At 61.9% G+C, this 16559-nt stretch carries 11 protein-coding genes; 5 read left to right on the forward strand and 6 right to left on the reverse strand.

The window, feature by feature from the left end; all coding sequences use genetic code 11:
• Positions 1 to 94 precede the first annotated feature (94 nt).
• The gene (locus L4923_RS04395; RefSeq protein ID WP_239362480.1) at positions 95 to 964 is read left to right on the forward strand and encodes a LysR family transcriptional regulator; all 870 of its coding nucleotides are present in this window, start codon (positions 95 to 97) and stop codon (positions 962 to 964) included.
• Between the two features lie 120 nt (positions 965 to 1084).
• Here L4923_RS04395 and L4923_RS04400 read toward each other — a convergent pair whose 3' ends face one another.
• Entirely contained in the window at positions 1085 to 5881 is a 4797-nt protein-coding gene (locus L4923_RS04400) for an NAD-glutamate dehydrogenase (RefSeq protein WP_239362333.1), read from the reverse strand.
• Positions 5882 to 6021: 140 nt separating this feature from the next.
• Here L4923_RS04400 and L4923_RS04405 point away from each other — a divergent pair, with 140 nt between their 5' ends.
• Complete coding sequence (locus L4923_RS04405; protein ID WP_239362334.1) at positions 6022 to 6585, forward strand: peroxidase-related enzyme; 564 nt, start codon at positions 6022 to 6024, stop codon at positions 6583 to 6585.
• A gap of 26 nt (positions 6586 to 6611) precedes the next feature.
• Here L4923_RS04405 and L4923_RS04410 read toward each other — a convergent pair whose 3' ends face one another.
• Entirely contained in the window at positions 6612 to 7226 is a 615-nt protein-coding gene (locus L4923_RS04410; RefSeq protein WP_239362335.1) for a LysE family translocator, read from the reverse strand.
• A 472-nt stretch (positions 7227 to 7698) separates the two neighbouring features.
• Between L4923_RS04410 and L4923_RS04415 the strand changes: the two genes are divergently transcribed.
• Positions 7699 to 8310 carry a DUF1062 domain-containing protein gene (locus L4923_RS04415; protein WP_239362336.1) on the forward strand — a complete coding sequence of 204 codons (612 nt, stop codon included), beginning with the start codon at positions 7699 to 7701 and terminating at the stop codon, positions 8308 to 8310.
• A 48-nt stretch (positions 8311 to 8358) separates the two neighbouring features.
• On the opposite strand, the gene typA is transcribed toward L4923_RS04415, so the two are convergent.
• Positions 8359 to 10182, reverse strand: coding sequence for a translational GTPase TypA (typA, locus tag L4923_RS04420; protein ID WP_239362337.1), 1824 nt, complete (start codon positions 10180 to 10182; stop codon positions 8359 to 8361).
• A gap of 212 nt (positions 10183 to 10394) precedes the next feature.
• Between typA and L4923_RS04425 the strand changes: the two genes are divergently transcribed.
• On the forward strand, positions 10395 to 10670 hold the full coding sequence (locus L4923_RS04425) for a hypothetical protein (RefSeq protein WP_239362338.1): 276 nt from the start codon (positions 10395 to 10397) through the stop codon (positions 10668 to 10670).
• Between the two features lie 9 nt (positions 10671 to 10679).
• Here L4923_RS04425 and L4923_RS04430 read toward each other — a convergent pair whose 3' ends face one another.
• Together L4923_RS04430 and L4923_RS04435 are read right to left on the reverse strand one after the other, a co-directional pair.
• Complete coding sequence (locus L4923_RS04430; RefSeq protein ID WP_239362339.1) at positions 10680 to 12257, reverse strand: alkaline phosphatase D family protein; 1578 nt, start codon at positions 12255 to 12257, stop codon at positions 10680 to 10682.
• 162 nt (positions 12258 to 12419) lie between these two features.
• Positions 12420 to 13703, reverse strand: a complete 1284-nt coding sequence (locus L4923_RS04435) for an MFS transporter (RefSeq protein WP_239362340.1) — start codon at positions 13701 to 13703, stop codon at positions 12420 to 12422.
• Between the two features lie 71 nt (positions 13704 to 13774).
• Here L4923_RS04435 and L4923_RS04440 point away from each other — a divergent pair, with 71 nt between their 5' ends.
• A complete protein-coding gene (locus tag L4923_RS04440; RefSeq protein ID WP_239362341.1) occupies positions 13775 to 14386 on the forward strand; it encodes a TetR/AcrR family transcriptional regulator in 612 nt (203 codons plus the stop codon).
• A gap of 39 nt (positions 14387 to 14425) precedes the next feature.
• On the opposite strand, the gene L4923_RS04445 is transcribed toward L4923_RS04440, so the two are convergent.
• Positions 14426 to 16471, reverse strand: coding sequence for a M3 family metallopeptidase (locus tag L4923_RS04445; protein WP_239362344.1), 2046 nt, complete (start codon positions 16469 to 16471; stop codon positions 14426 to 14428).
• Positions 16472 to 16559: the final 88 nt, after the last annotated feature.

The raw sequence follows: 16559 nt of genomic DNA on the forward strand, positions 1-16559 counted from the left end.
CGGACGGAAGCGATGGTCTCCTTACCTATCCGCTCTCCGGCCATTAGAGAAACGCATGTTGATTATGAGCTGCATTAGTACTCATAATGCCAACATGGCCCGCAATCTCGACCTCGCTTTGATCCGAACCTTTCTCGCTGTCGCCGAGCGCGGCAATATGACGGCTGCCGGCAATGCGCTGCACCTCACGCAAAGCGCCGTCAGCCAGCAGATCGCACGCCTTGAACAGGCTTTCGGTCATGATCTCTTCTTGCGCGACCGACGAGGCCTCAAGCTCACGAGCGCTGGCGAGCGGCTGCAAGGGAAGGCGAGGCAACTGCTCGGCCTCAACGACGAGATCTGGGCTGACATGACCACACATCGTGTCGAAGGGCCCGTTCGGCTCGGTGTGCCCTTCGACCTTGCAGGTCCCCTCATCGCGCCGGTCCTGAAGGGCTTCGCGGACGCCTTTCCGCAGGTTGAGATTTCCCTGCTTTGTGCCGCCTCACCTGATCTCATGCATGCGCTGGCAAGAGGCGAGATCGATCTGGCTTTGGTCGAGACGCAGCTCGGCGCCTCCGAAGGTGAATGCCTCGCCGTCGACCGCCTTGTCTGGGTCGGCGCCAAGGGTGGTGTCGCACATCTGAAAACGCCTTTGCCGGTTTCGATGGTGGCCGAAACCTGTGCGTTCAGACCCGCTGTCCTCGCAGCCCTGAACGATCACGGCCGAGAATGGCGCACCGTATTCGAGAGCGGTAGCATCGATGCCACGACAGCCACCGTAACGACGGATCTTGCCGTGACGGCCTGGCTTGCATTCACCGTGCCGCCACATCTCGACATTCTGCCCGCGGAAGCCGGCCTGCCGCCTTTGCCGTCCTTCGCGATCAACCTACACCTGCCGAAGCGCGATGCGGCGCCCGCGACCATCGAACTGGCCCGCCACATCCGCGACGGGCTCTCGCGGACACGACTGGCAGCTTAGAGCAATTCCAGGAAAAGTGTGCTGCGGTTTTCCGCCCGGAATTACGTAAAGCAAGGAGATAGAGCGTTTCTCCAGTTTCCATGAAATGGAGAAACGCTCCAGAGGAAAGGATCGGAGGCCTTATGCCCCGATCAGATCGCTCATCAGCCCCGATGCGACGGACAACCGCGACACGGTGATGTCGCCACCTTCCGTCAGGGCCTGCAGTCGTTCGCGCACACGGGCTATGCGTTCGCCGCCGGCCTCCAGCCAGGCCGCAACCGGATCGGCCGCCTTGCCGTGCTGCGTGAGTGCCGCAACCGCAATGCCGCGCCGCGCTGCGCCGATCGTGTCGGCGGCGCGGGACAGGGCCAACTGGTCATAATAGTCAGGCGGCGTCACCGACCGCGCGGCTTCTTCGATGCGTGGAATGCGGAAGGCCTCGCTCACCGCGAAGAAGGCTTTGGCCGCCACGACGATGTCCGCACCGGCAAGGCGGGATGCCAGCGCGATATCCGGGACCAGTTCCGCAACATCCGCCAGTGCCAGACGTTCCGCCAACTTTTCCGGCGTACCGTCCTTGAACAGGCTATGCCGCTTTTGCTCCAGCCGCTCGCGGGAGAAATCCGACAGCAGCGACACCAGTTTTGGCTCAAGGGCCTTACGGGCCTCCTGCAGGTCGGCAATACGCTGGCCGAGCGGCGCTGTGCCCGTATCGTTCTTCAGATACCAGCCCGCCGTCACGAATATAAGCCGGCTTACGATCTGGTAGAGGTCGATCTGCACCTGACCGTCGATCTTGTTATCCAGCGCGTTGATTTCCTTGTAAAGCGCCGGCAGGCCGAAACCGTCACGGATCACCGCAAAGGTACGCACCACGTCGGCGGCACTGCGACCGGTCGCTTCCATCAGCCGGTTGGTGAAGGAAGGTCCGCCCCGATTGACCATATCGTTGGCAACGACACGCGCGATGATCTCGCGCCGCAGCCGGTGACCGTGGATCTCCTCATTGAACTTCTTGACCATCCGTTCGGGGAAATAGCCGATCAGGTCGGTGTTGAAATGCGCGTCGTCAGGTACATCCGAAGCAACGATGTCGGAGAACAGCACGATCTTCGCATAAGCGAGCAGCACGCCGAGCTCCGCCCGGGTTAACGGCTCGCCGCGCGCCTCCCGGTCCGCCAGAGCCGCCGGAGAAGGCAGCGTCTCGACAGCGCGGTCGAGCAGGCCACGCGCTTCGAGCGCAGCCATGAAGCGGCCCTGATGCGCGATGTCGGCCAGCCCGCGTTTGCGGGCGAGCGACAGCGCCAGCGTCTGCTCGTAATTGTTGGAGAGCACGAGATTGCCGACCTCATCGGTCATCTCGGCCAACAGCTTGTTGCGTGCCGGCCGTGCCAGCGAGCCCTTCCGCATGGCCGATGCCAGCGCGATCTTGATGTTGACCTCGACGTCGGAGCAGTTGACGCCGCCGGAATTGTCGATGGCATCAGAATTGTTGCGCCCGCCGGCAAGGCCAAACTCGATGCGGCCGCGCTGGGTGACGCCGAGATTGGCGCCCTCGCCGATCACCTTGGCGCGTACATCCATCGCGTTGACGCGGATCGGATCATTGGCACGGTCACCGACGTCCTGATTCGTCTCCGAGACCGCCTTCACATAGGTGCCGATGCCGCCGAACCACAGAAGATCGACCGGAGCCCTGAGGATGGCGGTCATGATCTCGGCCGGTGTCGCGGTCGTCTTTGCAAGACCGATCGCGGCCGCAGCTTCCACGGGCAAAGTGATCGACTTCTGGCTGCGCGAGACGATGACGCCACCTTTCGACAGCTTCGACTTGTCGTAGTCCTGCCAGCTCGAACGCGGCAGGTCGAACATGCGCTTGCGTTCGGCGAAGGAGGCCGCCACGTCCGGTTCGGGATCGATGAAGATGTCGCGATGGTCGAAGGCGGCGATCAGCTTCGTATGTTCCGACAACAGCATTCCGTTGCCGAACACGTCGCCCGACATGTCGCCGACACCGACTACGGTGAAGGATGAGGTCTGGATGTCGCGGTTCATTTCGCGGAAATGCCGCTTCACCGCTTCCCAGGCACCCTTGGCGGTAATGCCCATCTTCTTGTGGTCGTAACCTGCCGAACCACCCGAGGCGAAGGCGTCGTCCAGCCAGAAGCCGTGTTTCTCCGAAATCGTATTGGCGGTGTCGGAAAAGGTCGCCGTGCCCTTGTCGGCCGCGACCACGAAATAAGGATCGTCGGCGTCATGGCGCACCACACCGGCCGGCGGCACGACATGATCGATACCGATGTTGTCGGTGATCGACAGCAGGCTGGAAACGAAATTGATGTAGGCTTGGCGACCCGCCTCGAACCACAGGTCGCGCTGATTAGCCGGCGGCAGCCGCTTCGGATAGAAACCGCCCTTGGCGCCCACCGGAACGATGACAGCGTTCTTCACCTGCTGCGCCTTCACCAATCCCAGCACTTCGGTGCGGTAGTCCTGGGCACGATCCGACCAGCGCAGACCGCCGCGTGCGACCGCGCCGAAACGCAGGTGAACGCCCTCCACCTCTGAGCCATACACGAAGATCTCGCGCCATGGCCGCGGTTCCGGCAGCCCGTCGACGGCACGTGAATCGAGTTTGATCGCCAGCGACTGACCGCGCTCCTTCTTGCCATCGACGAAATGGTTGGTTCGAAGCGTCGCTTCGATCAGATTGAGATAACGGCGGATAATGGTGTCGTCGTCGATACTGGGGACGTCTTCCAGCGCATCCTTGATCTTCGCCTTGAGATGCTTGGCGGTTGTCACACCTTCGCCTGCCGGATCCGGCCCATTCCGGGCAACGAAGAGCGCATAGAGGCCCCGCGCTATATCGGGATAACGGTTCAGCGTCGCCGCTATGAAATCCTGGCTCTGCGGAATGCCGGCCTGCTGCAGGTAGCGGCCATAAGCGCGCAGCACCAGGATCTCGGTGGCGTTCAAGCCGGCGGTCTGGGCAAGGCTGTTATAGCCGTCATTGTCGACATCGCCACGCCACACCGCCAGGAACACCTCCTCGAACAGTGTACCCTCATCGGCGAGATCGATCGGCTGGCCGTAGGCATTCTCCAGCTCCATGTCATGGATGAAGACGCTGCTGCCATCGTCCTTGTCGATCTCGAAGGTGCGTTCGCTGATCACCCGGAACCCGGTGTTCTCCAAAAGCGGCACACGCCGCGACAATGCCACCGGGCTGCCGTGATGATAGATCTTCAACGAAGCCTGCTCCGGCGTCTGGCCGGCATCGCGATAGTAGTCGATATCGATCGGATTCTCCGCCGATAGCTTTGCGATACGCTCTGCATCGACCAGCGCGACCGCCGACGAGAAGGAGTCGCGATAGCTTTCGGGGAAACGCGCGGCAATCGCCTTCAGTGCCGGATCGTTGCCGCCGGCCTCGGCTGCCTCTGCTAGCGCATCTTCCCAGGTGCGCACGATATCGCGGATCGCGGCTTCGATCGTCTCCTGCTCGACCTTGGGCGTCTTGCCGCCGGACCGGCCAATGATGAAGTGTACGCGGGCCAGGCCGCCCTCGGGAAACGCCGGATAGTAAGCCGACAAACGACCGTCGAAAACAGTTTTCAGATAGATGCCCATCTTCTCGCGCACGACGCTGTCGTAACGATCGCGCGGCACGAAGACGAGGATCGAGACAAACCGGTCGAACTGGTCGGCGCGCACCAATGCACGCACACGCGGACGCTCGATCAGGCCTAGAATGGCCTCGGCATGTTTGCGCAAGGTGGGTATCGGCACCTGGAAAAGCTCATCGCGCGGATAGCTTTCCAGCACGTTGATCAGCGCCTTGCCGGAATGGTCGTCCGGATTGAAGCCGGACTTGGCGATCACCGTTTCGGCCTTGGACCGCAGATAGGGGATCTTCATCACCGACCGCGTGTAGGCAGTCGAGGTGAACAGACCGACGATGCGCAGCTCGCCTGCCAGCTTGCCGTTCTTGTCGTAGGTCTTGACGCCGATATAGTCGAGATAGATGCGCCGGTGCACAACCGACTTGGCGTTGGCCTTGGTGACGATCAACGGCTCCGGCCCATGCAGGAAAGCGCGAATCTCAGGCGTCGTCGTAACCGCTTCCGTGCCACGCCGAAGCACCAGCACATCCGGATCGGCAAGGATGCCAAGTCCCGGCTTGTCGGCACGCTCCAGGCTGCCGCTTTTCTCGCCGCCAGAATATTTGAACTCGCGCATGCCGAGGAAGGTAAAATTGTCGTCGCGCAACCACTCGAGGAAGGCGATGCCTTCCGCTACATGTTTCTTGTCCAATGGCACTGGCGCGTAGCGGAACTCTGAAATCGCCTGATCGAGCCGCGCCAGCATCGGCTTCCAGTCTGTGACGGCAGCGCGCACCTGCGTCAGCGTCTTGGTCAGCCGCGCAGTCAGCGTTGCTGCGGCCTCCTCCGAAAGCCGGCCGATATGGACATGCACCACGCTGACCTTGTCGAGCCCGGCATCTTCCTTGACCAGGCCGCCATCGCCGACGATTTCGGCCACACCGGTCTTCGAATGCCTGACGGCGATGACGGGGTGGGTTACCAGGCTCGGCTCTCCGGCCGCCTCCGTGATCTCGCCAAGGATCGAATCGAACAGGAAAGGCATGTTGTCGTTGACGACGGTGATTACCGTCACCGGCCGCCCTTGGCGCGACACGCCCGATGCCGTCTCTATGGAAACGATGCTTTCGCCTTTTTTGTGTCGGGTAACCGCATTCTCCGCCAGTTCGGCAGCGCGGGCGAGATCGGCCACGTCGTAGGCCGCAACATCTTCGGACGGAGCCCTTGCAAGCAGGTAATCCGCAAGCCGTGTGGGCTTTTGACCTTCCTTTCCCCCGCCTCCCTTCACCATTGGTTTCTTTGGCTTGGTTGCGGACTTCAGGCTGGCCATGATGCGATTTTCCTCCGCCATAGGCTGTATTACGACTATCGTAGCAGATGATCGCCTTTTGGCGACAAAGGTTTGACGGCTGCCTAAGAAAAATGCTGCCTGCATAAGAAATTTGCAGGCGCCGGCGAAAGGAGACCGCGATGAGCGAGAAAATCACCGCACTGGACTTGCCCCAGGCGGAATTGAGCGACGCCACCAAGGTCTACTTCGCCAAATGCGAGGAGAAACTCGGCCTCGTGCCCAATGTGCTCCAGGCTTACGCTTTCGACGAGAAGAAGCTGCGTGCCTTCACCGACACGTATAACGACCTGATGCTGGGCGATTCCGGGCTTTCCAAGCTCGAACGCGAGATGATCGCCGTCGTCGTCTCCTCCATCAACCATTGTTATTACTGCCTGACCGCGCATGGCGCAGCGGTGCGCCAGCTTTCCGGCGATCCGGCATTCGGCGAGATGATGGTGATGAACTTCCGTGCCGCCGACCTTACGGAAAAGCAGCGCGCCATGCTGGAATTCGCGGTGAAGCTGACCGAGCAGCCCGCAAAGATGGTCGACGGCGATCGGGAGGCACTGCGCAAGGTTGGTTTCACCGATCGCGACATCTGGGATATCGCCTCGACCGCCGCTTTCTTCAACATGTCGAACCGCGTCGCCGCCGCCGTCGACATGCGGCCCAACGCCGAATACCACGCAATGGCAAGGTAGCGTGCCTCCTCCCCTCGAGCGGGAGCTCAGCTTCGCGTCGCAATCGCAGCAGCCGCACCCGCCATGGTACCGGCAGAGATGCGATTGGCGATACGCATGGCCCGCGGGCTTCTCAGAAGCTTGCGTGCCTGTGCAGCCGCCAGGATCCAGGCGAAGTCGATGGTGATCAGCACAATTGCCATTGTCGCCGTCAATTCCACCCAGCCAAGCACGGAGACCGAGGCGAGATCGATGATGGTCGGCAGCAGCGCCAGATAGAACATCATGATCTTGGGGTTGCCGAGCGTCACCGCCATGCCGGCAAGGAAAAGCTTCACCGGCGAATCGTCTTTCGGCAGCGAGCCCTCGGCTGTCTCGACCGGCGCCGTCCACATCTTCCAGGCGAGGTAAGCGAGATAGGCAACGCCCAGCCATTTGATAACGACGAAGGCGAGATGGAAGGTCTGCGCCACCACCGCCAGTCCGAACACGGCAAAGGACAGCCAGATCGCTTCTCCAATCCACATGGCGAGCAGAAACGGCATCACGTCGCGGAATCCCTTTGAAATCACTCGCGCCACCAGCGCTGCGATCGAAGGACCGGGGGAGCCGGCGGCAACGAACAGCGCACCGGCGAAAATGAGAAGAGACGTAAACGTCATGGCGCACTCCATCGGGCAGACGTCGAAGCATAGGCCGAATGAGGTTCGATGCAATCATGAGCGTCAGATTCCATTGTTTCGCTTCGGCACGCCGGAAGGATTGGGAGGCACAGCTTGATCTCATCGATGCCGCTCGCTAGAACGCCACATCTTCATCAGCCCTAGGCTCCCGACTTTGCCATCGTAACCGCCGGTCTCGTCAGCTCTCCCAGAACTCGCATGGCAGCGTGAAAGCGTTGCCGCTTTCTATAATTGCGTTCGTTCTTGTGGTGGTTCGAGACCGGTTTGGCCAGCGCCCTTGCGCCGGACTACGCCTTGATTTGGCGTATGATCTCCAAAAATCGGAACCGATTTCGGGTCATGCGCTGAGGCAGGTTGCCTGATCCCCACACGAACGCCATTCCGCGCCTCCATAAGAGGCACCTCGTTTATCGCCGCTTGACGGACTTCCCGACGGGAAGGACCAACCGGCATGTCGTGCACGCTCAGCGTCCGATGGACTCTTACTGCAAATCGTTTTCCCCGCCCTTGGCGAACCTGTCCGCGCTGTGGGACGCAGCGCGCCTTCGAATGCAGCGACAAGTTTCGCCTCAACGCCAATGGCAGGCGGCTCGATGCCTGGCTCGTCTACAAGTGCACCACGTGCGACGACACCTGGAACCACACGCTGTTCGAGCGGCGTCATGGGCGCGATCTCGATCCGAACCTGTTATCGGCTCTCGAGGCCAATGATCCAGCGCTCGTCGGCCGCTTCGCATTCGATGTCGCAGCCTTGCGCCGAGCCGCACATAGAGTCGAGGAGTTCGCCGGAAACGTTGCACACAAGGAAGCGCTTGCCGACAGGCCGGACGCCCCTGAACGGCTGGAAATCCTCATTGCCACGCCGGTTCCAATCGCGATCCGACTCGACCGCCTGCTCTCATCGGAACTAGGCCTGCCTCGCGCCCGGATCGGCGCGATGAGGGATGCAGGTCACATCGTCACGGCCGCCGCCCTCAATCGACCGGTCCGGGACGGTTGCCGGGTGGAATTCGACCTTGCCGTGGGCGAAGCAAACATGATCCTGCGCAACGCGTGCCGATAAAGGGCCGATCAAGCAAAAAGGGCGGGAAATCCCGCCCTTTCAAACAAATCAGGCCGCGCTGACCTTCGCCTTTTCGAAGCGCTTGCGCTCGTTCGGATCGAGGTAGAGCTTGCGCAGGCGGATCGACTTCGGCGTCACTTCGACCAGTTCGTCGTCCTGGATCCAGGCCAGCGCGCGCTCCAGCGTCATGCGGATGGGCGGCGTGAGCTTGACCGCTTCGTCCTTGCCGGCAGCGCGGATGTTGGTGAGTTTCTTGCCCTTCAGCACGTTCACTTCGAGGTCGTTGTCCCTTGAGTGGATGCCGATGATCATGCCCTGATAGACCTTGACGCCGGCATCGATGACCATCGGGCCCCGGTCCTCGAGATTCCACAGCGCATAGGCGACCGCTTCGCCCTGCTCGTTGGAGATGAGCACGCCGTTGGTGCGGCCGGGCAGTTCGCCCTTGTAGGGCTGGTAGGAATGGAACAGCCGGTTCATCACCGCCGTACCGCGCGTATCGGTCAAAAGTTCGGACTGATAGCCGATCAGGCCGCGCGTCGGCGCATGGAACACCAGGCGCTGGCGGTTGCCGCCCGACGGCTTCAGTTCGACCATGTCGGCCTTGCGCTCGCTCATCTTCTGAACGACGACACCGGCATGCTCCTCGTCCACGTCGATGACGACTTCTTCGATCGGCTCGAGCAGCTGGCCGTTTTCGTCCTTCTGCATGACGACGCGCGGACGCGAAACGGCAAGCTCGAAGCCCTCGCGGCGCATCGTCTCGATGAGCACTGCGAGCTGCAATTCGCCACGGCCCGACACGAAGAACGAATCCTTGTCGGCCGATTCCTCGATTTTCAGCGCGACATTGCCCTCTGCTTCCTTCAGCAGGCGGTCGCGGATGACACGGCTGGTGACCTTGTCGCCCTCGGTGCCGGCGAGCGGCGAATCGTTGACGATGAAGGACATGGTGACGGTCGGCGGATCGATCGGCTGCGCCGCCATCGGCGCGCTGATCGACGGGTCGCAGAACGTATCGGCGACGGTGCCTTTCGAAAGACCGGCAATGGCGACGATGTCGCCGGCATGAGCCTCTTCGATCGGCTGGCGCTCGATGCCACGGAATGCCAGGATCTTGGTGACGCGGCCGTTTTCCAGCAGCGACCCGTCATGGTGCAGCACCTTGACCGCCTGGTTCGGCTTCAGCGAGCCGGCCTCGATACGGCCGGTGATGATACGGCCGAGGAACGGGTTGGCTTCCAGGATCGTGCCGATCATCCGGAACGGACCCTCGGCAACCTTCGGCGCCTCGACATGCTTCAGGACGAGATCGAACAGCGGCGCCAGTTCCTGATCCTTCGGACCTTCCGGATTGGCCGCCATCCAGCCGTCGCGACCCGAGCCATAGAGGATCGGGAAATCGAGCTGTTCGTCGGTGGCGTCGAGCGCCGCGAACAAGTCGAACACTTCGTTGATGACTTCCTGGTGGCGGGCATCGGGACGGTCGATCTTGTTGATCGCCACGATCGGCTTCAGGCCGACCTTCAGCGCTTTGCCGACCACGAACTTAGTCTGCGGCATCGGGCCCTCGGCGGCGTCGACCAGGACGATGGCGCCATCGACCATGTTGAGGATGCGCTCGACCTCGCCGCCGAAGTCGGCGTGGCCGGGCGTGTCGACGATGTTGATGCGCGTGCCCTTCCACTCCACCGAGGTGGCCTTGGCCAGGATGGTGATGCCGCGCTCTTTTTCGAGATCGTTGGAATCCATGACGCGTTCGGCGACGCGCTGGTTCTCGCGGACCGAGCCGGATTGTTTGAGGAGCGCGTCGACGAGCGTGGTCTTGCCATGGTCGACGTGCGCGATGATCGCGATATTGCGGATGTTCATGCTGGGTCTCGGAGGTTGTTCGGGCAGCACGCCCGGATAGTCAAATCGAGACGCCGCCTTTTTCAGTTGCGCGGCTCATACAGGGTTTTTCGCATTTGCGAAAGGGGGCGGCGTAGCGGCAGTTGGTTGGTCACCTTTTGTTAAGTGGCAGGAGCGTAGAATTTCATTAACCAAACGCGGAACCTTTTCCGCTGTGGAGCATTCGGGCGTCCATGATGCGCAGTCTGAACCGGTTCGTGATGATCTTGCTGTCGGCCACGCTCGCCGCCTTGCTTGCGCTGGGCGGCGCCTGGTCGGCCGCAACGCCTGCCGACCAGCCCATGGCCGTTGTAACGACGCAGGCGGAGAAGCTGTTTCCGGATGCTCCTGACGGCGTCGACCCGATCGTCACCGGCCCGGTAAGTGCCGCCTTCAAGCAGCGCCAGGCCGATGTCGGTTGCGAGAAGGCAACCTGGCCGAACGTGCCCGCCGCCTGCTTCGAGCACTAACCTCCCCGGCTACGCCGCCCGCACCGGGTCGAGCGTCGTTTTGTAGAGTTCGTTGTCGTCACGGTCCATCAGCCTGACCGTCAGCTGCTCGGTATTGCCGTCGATGTCGACGAGACCGAAGAACTGGAAGCCTGCCGAAGGCGGCAGGTTCTGGCCCTGCTCGGCGCTTGGCGCCTTGATGTACCTCACTTCAGGTCCGAAGGTCATATCGAGGTCGTTGGGGCCGAAGGTACCGGAATGGATCGGGCCGGAGACGAACTCCCAGAACGGCTCGAAATCCTGGAACCGGGCGCGATCCGGGCTGTAGTGGTGGGCGGCGGTGTAATGCACGTCCGCCGTCAGCCAGACCGTGTTGGTGATGCCGGCATTCTTGATGAAGTGTAGCAGGTCGGCGAACTCCAGTTCGCGCCCCTTGGCCGGGCCGTTGTCGCCATTGGCGACCGCTTCCGAACCCTTCTTGTTGGCGCCATCATCCCACACCACGAGCCCGATCGGCATATCGGCAGCGATCACCTTCCAGGTCGCCTTGGAGTTGGCGAGTTCGCGCTTGAGCCAGCGGGTCTGCTGTTCGCCCAGCATGCGCGAGTCTGTATTGAGCTCTGTCTGCAGGTTCGGACCGTTGGCGCCGCGATAGGAGCGCATGTCGAGGAAGAAGACATCGACCAGCGGCCCGTAGGCGATCTTGCGGTAGACGCGGCCGGGTTCGGCCGGTGTGAAACGGATCGGCGTCATCTCGTGGAAGGCGCGACCAGCACGCGCCGCCAGCACGGCGATCGATTTTTCCTTGTAGCGGTCATCCGCGGTCAGATCCTTGGCGCTCGACCAGTTGTTGACCACCTCGTGGTCGTCCCACTGGAAGAAGGTGGGCAGTGCCGCGTTCATGGCGAGCAGGTTCTTGTCGAGCAGATTGTATTTCCACTGACCGCGATATTCGTCCAGCGTCTCGGCAACCTTGCGCTTCTCGTCGATGAGTACGACGTTTTTCCACTTCTTCCCGTCCTTGAGGTCGACCTCGTCCTTCATCGCGCCGTCGGCATAGATCGTATCGCCCGAATGCAGAAAGAAGTCGGGCGTGTGCTTGGCGATCGTCGCATAGGTCTTCATGCCGACCTCGTCGATGCCCCAGCCCTGGCCGGCGGTGTCGCCCGACCAGGCGAAGCGCACCGAGCGACGCGAGGTCGGCGCCGTGCGGAAGCGACCGACGATCGGCTCGGATACAGCGTTGACATCATTCAGGTCGGCGAGGGTCATGCGGTAAAAGATGTCCTGGTCGGAGGCCAGCTCGGTGAGCAGGCGCTTCACCGCATGGTCGCTGTCAGGCAGCGCATCAAGTGGTGCCAGGCGTTCGGCATTGGCGAAGCTTTCCGTGGTCGCCACCTCGAACTGCACGCGGGACGGCCTGTCGGCACGCGTCCAGATCATGCCGGAAACCGCGTCGATGTCGCCTGACTGGACACCATGCGTGAAAGCCGGACGCGTGTTCGCACGCGAATAAAAAGGCATGGCCAGACCGGACAAGCCGATCAGACTGGCCGCCCCTGTCGAGGCAAGAAAGACACGGCGGCTCATGCTGGACGGCTTGCTCATGGCTGGCTCCTTGGCGGCGAATAGGAGCCGCTAGGATCTTTGGCCATTGTTTCAGCCACGTTTCGGAGACGTGAAACTTTCTTGACGGTCCACAGATCGCCGCCGGGGAGTAATTCCTAGAAAGATAGGGGCGTTTCCGTGAAAAACGGAAACGCTCTGGGATCAGGCCGGCTGGCTCTTAGGCTCCAGCATCGGCCGGTTGGTGTTGATCAGCAGCGACAGGCAGGCGGCAATGATGCCGGTCATGCCCGCGATGACAAAGGCGAGCTCATAGCTGCCCTGGAATTCGCGCATCGCCCCACCGAAGAAAGCAGCGGCAGCCGCACCGACCTGATGGCCGGCCACGATCCACCCAAACACCAGCGGCCCTTTGGCATCTCCAAAAGCCTCGTTGGACAGACGCAATGTCGGCGGCACGGTGGCAATCCAGTCCAGGCCGTAGAATATCGCGAAGACGATCAATGCGGTCGCAGAGAAACCGGAATAAGGCAGGTAGATCAGCGACAGGCCACGAATGGCGTAGTAGACGCCGAGCAGCTTGCGCGGATCGAAGCGGTCGGTCAGCCAGCCCGACAGGGTCGTGCCGATGAGGTCGAAGATGCCCATCAGCGAAAGCAGGCCCGCTGCCTGGATCTCGTTGATTCCCATATCAGCGCAGAAGGCAATCAGATGCGTGCCGACCAGGCCGTTCGTCGTGAAGCCGCAGATGAAGAAGGTAGCGAAAAGGTACCAGAACACCCGCGTTTTGGCGGCATCGCGCAGCGTGCTCAGCGTATGCGAGATGAAATTGCCGGCCGCGGCGGGCGGCGTCGGCGGCACATCCCCCGGTTCGGCACCGAAACGCACCTGACCGATCGACGCTGGCCGCTCAGGCACCAGCAACCAGACCAGCGGTATCAACGCTGCCGTCGCGACGGCAATGATCAGCGCCACCGGCTTCCAGCCGCCCGACTGCGCCAGCCATGCCAGGAATGGCAGGAAGATCAGGAGACCGGTGGCACTCGACGCCGACATCAGGCCCATGATCAGACCGCGATTGGTCTTGAACCAGCGGTTGACAATCGTGGCGCCGAGCACAGTGGCCACAGCGCCCGAACCGACACCTGAAAACACGCCCCAGGTGGCGATGAGCTGCCAGGACTGCGTCATGAACAAAGACAGGCCGGTGGAAGCTGACATCACCACCAATGAGCCGATCACCGTCTTGCGCAGGCCGATCCGTTCCATGAGCGCGGCGGCGAACGGACCGGTCATGCCATAGAGGAAAATACCGATGGCAGCAGCCAGCGACACCACGTCGCGGCGCCAGCCGAAGTCATTTTCCAACGGCAGCATCATCACCGAAGGCGCGGAACGCAGGCCTGCGGCGATGAGCAAGGAGAGGAAGATGACGGCAACGACGACAAAGGCGTAGCGCTGGCCAAAAGGACGGGACTGGACTATCATGTTACTGACCGGTACGTTGCAGCTGCCGAATGTGTACGTACCGGTTAGTAACATGTCAATTGGAACACCTCATGCCTGCTGACAAAAATATTGAACCCAGCGTTTCGCGAGACACGGCTCTGCCTCCTGCTGCCGAGAAGATCCTTGGCGTCGCACATGAGCTTTTCTACCGCGAAGGCATCCGGGCGATCGGCGTCGACGAGATCGTGAAGAAGGCTGGCGTTACCAAGCCGAGCCTCTACCGCTCCTTCTCGTCAAAGGACGAACTGGCCGCTTCCTACCTGCGCAAATACGATATCGACTTCTGGGCGCGTTTCGACGAAGCGGTCGCGACGCATCCTGGCGATGCGCGCGCGCAGATCATTGCTTTCCTGACCCGCGTCGGCAAGCGCTCGCAAAAGCCGGGCTACCGTGGCTGCGGCATGACCAACGCAGCGGTCGAATATCCCGAGCCCGGCCATCCCGCACGCGCGGTGAGCGAGGAAAACAAACGCGAGCTGCGCCGCCGCCTGCGCGCCATGGCCAAGGCGATGGGCGCGGCCGACCCCAGCACGCTGGGCGACGGCCTGCTGCTTCTTATCGAAGGCGCCTATATCTCGAGCCAGATCTTCGGCCCGGGCGGCCCGTCGCAGTCGGTTGCCAAACAAGCCGATCTGTTGATCGGCGCAAGTCTGAAAAGTTAGCGGTTTGTCCTCTCGCCGGCGGAGAGGATAAGACCAGGCTTAAACCAGCCCGCGCTTCACCATCATGGCGTCCGCCGTCGGCATCTTGCCGCGGAAAGCCGTATAGAGCTCTTCCGGATCCTTCGAGCCGCCGGCGGCATAGATGTTCTCACGCAGCTTTTTTGCCAGCGCCGGATTGAACGGATCGCCGGTTTCCTCGAAAGCCGAGAAGGCATCGGCGTCTAGCACCTCCGACCACATGTAGGAATAATAGCCGGCCGAATAGCCATCGCCTGCGAAGACGTGGCTGAAATGTGGGGTGCGATGGCGCATGGCGATCGTGTCCGGCATCGAAAGCTTCTCGAGTGTCTCCGCCTCGAAGGTCAGTGGCTCCGCAGGCGCGTCCGGACGCGCGTGATAAGCCATGTCGACCAGTGCCGAGGCGGTGAATTCGACGGTCGCGAAGCCGGCGCCGAAGGTGCGCGCCGCCAGCATCTTGTCGAGCAGCTCTTTCGGCATCGGCTTGCCGGTCTTCACATGCAGCGCATGCTTCTCCAGCACGGCCGGCACCGTCAGCCAATGCTCGTAAAGCTGGGAGGGCAGCTCGACGAAGTCGCGGCTGACCGAGGTGCCCGACACCGACGGCCATGTGACATCGGTCAGCATGCCGTGCAACGCGTGACCGAATTCGTGGAACAGCGTCTTGGCCTCGTCCACCGACAGCAAGGCTGCTTCGCCGGCCGGCGGCTTGGCGAAATTCATGATGTTGTAGATGATCGGCTTCGCGCCCTTGCCCAGCTTATAGCCGGATTGCAGCGCGCTCATCCAGGCGCCGGAACGCTTCGACGACCTCGCGAAATAGTCGGCCAGGAACAGGGCACGCTCCGACCCGTCGGCATTCTTCACCAGGAAAACGCGTGCATCCGGGTGCCAGCCAGCGATGCCCTTCTTTTCTTCGAAGGTGAGGCCGAACAGCTTCGTCGCCACGTCGAAACAGGCCGCAATGACGTGGTCGAGCTGCAGATAGGGTTTCAGCTCCGCCTCATCGAAGGCGAACTTCTCGGCGCGCAGCTTCTCCTGGTAGAAGCGCCAGTCCCAGGCGGCGAATTTTTCGTTGCTGCCGGCTGCAGTCGCCAGCCGCTCGAGCTCCTTCTGGTCGCTTGCTGCCTTCTCCAGCGCCTTTTCCCACACCGGATCGAGCAGATCGTGCACGGCCTTCGGCGTCTTGGCCATGGTGTCGTCGAGCTTCAGCGCGGCAAACGAGTCATAGCCCAGGAGCTTTGCCTTCTCGGCGCGCAGCTGGAGCATGTCGCGCACCACGGCAGTGTTGTCACTCGCTCCGCCGTTCTGGCCGCGCTGGGTGAAGGCGCGCCATGCGGCTTCGCGCAGGTCGCGTCGCTCGGAGAAGGTGGTGAAGGGCTCGTAGATTGAGCGCGACAGCGTCACAGCGTAACGGCCTTTCTGGCCGCGCGCCTCGGCGGCTTCCGCCATCGCGCTTTTCAGGAAATCGGGAAGGCCGGCGAGGTCGCCCTCGTCGAGAAACAACGCCCATTCGCGCTCATCGGCCAGGACGTTCTGGCCGAAGCTGGTGCCGAGCGAGGACAATTGTTCGTTGATCGCGGCAAGCCGCTTCTTGCCGTCGGCGTCTAGCTTGGCACCGGACCGGACAAAACCTTTCCAGGTCCGCTCCAGCACGCGCAACGTCTCGGCATCGAGCTTCAGGCTATCGCGCCGCCGGTAGAGATCGTCGATGCGGGCGAAGAGCTTCTCGTTCATCGAGATCGCGGAGAAATGCCGCGACATCTTCGGCGCGACTTCGCGTTCCATGGCCTGGATCGTGTCATTGGTATGCGCACCCGCCCGGCACCAGAAAATCGACGAGACGCGGTCCAGCGCTTCCCCGGCAAGCTCCAACGCCTGCAGGGTGTTTTCGACGGTGGCCTGTTCCGCGTTCGCCGTAATGACCTCGATCTCCGCTTCATGCGCCTTCAGCGCCGCGTCGAACACCGGCCCGAAGTCGCCGTCTCCGATCTTGGTGAAATCGGGGAGACCGAGCGGCCCCTGCCAGTCGGTCAAGGGATGGGTGGCGAGATCGGATACGGACATGGCGGGACTTTCAGTGAGGAAGGCAGAACGGCAATATCTTCCCGATGTATGCCGACGGGACCGTCGGTGCAACGATAAGTCCTGCCGA

Origin of the sequence: Terribium retamae (genome assembly GCF_022347545.1) — a bacterium.
GTDB classification, from domain to species: domain Bacteria; phylum Pseudomonadota; class Alphaproteobacteria; order Rhizobiales; family Rhizobiaceae; genus Mesorhizobium; species Mesorhizobium retamae.

What these genes read in the sequence shown, in the direction of transcription:
- L4923_RS04440 (WP_239362341.1), top strand. Translation starts at nt 13,775, where the DNA reads ATGCCTGCTGACAAAAATATTGAACCCAGCGTTTCGCGAGACACGGCT.
- L4923_RS04410 (WP_239362335.1), bottom strand. Translation starts at nt 7,226, where the DNA reads ATGACGTTTACGTCTCTTCTCATTTTCGCCGGTGCGCTGTTCGTTGCC.
- L4923_RS04425 (WP_239362338.1), top strand. Translation starts at nt 10,395, where the DNA reads ATGATGCGCAGTCTGAACCGGTTCGTGATGATCTTGCTGTCGGCCACG.
- L4923_RS04415 (WP_239362336.1), top strand. Translation starts at nt 7,699, where the DNA reads ATGTCGTGCACGCTCAGCGTCCGATGGACTCTTACTGCAAATCGTTTT.
- L4923_RS04430 (WP_239362339.1), bottom strand. Translation starts at nt 12,257, where the DNA reads ATGAGCAAGCCGTCCAGCATGAGCCGCCGTGTCTTTCTTGCCTCGACA.
- typA (WP_239362337.1), bottom strand. Translation starts at nt 10,182, where the DNA reads ATGAACATCCGCAATATCGCGATCATCGCGCACGTCGACCATGGCAAG.
- L4923_RS04395 (WP_239362480.1), top strand. Translation starts at nt 95, where the DNA reads ATGGCCCGCAATCTCGACCTCGCTTTGATCCGAACCTTTCTCGCTGTC.
- L4923_RS04405 (WP_239362334.1), top strand. Translation starts at nt 6,022, where the DNA reads ATGAGCGAGAAAATCACCGCACTGGACTTGCCCCAGGCGGAATTGAGC.
- L4923_RS04400 (WP_239362333.1), bottom strand. Translation starts at nt 5,881, where the DNA reads ATGGCCAGCCTGAAGTCCGCAACCAAGCCAAAGAAACCAATGGTGAAG.
- L4923_RS04445 (WP_239362344.1), bottom strand. Translation starts at nt 16,471, where the DNA reads ATGTCCGTATCCGATCTCGCCACCCATCCCTTGACCGACTGGCAGGGG.
- L4923_RS04435 (WP_239362340.1), bottom strand. Translation starts at nt 13,703, where the DNA reads ATGATAGTCCAGTCCCGTCCTTTTGGCCAGCGCTACGCCTTTGTCGTC.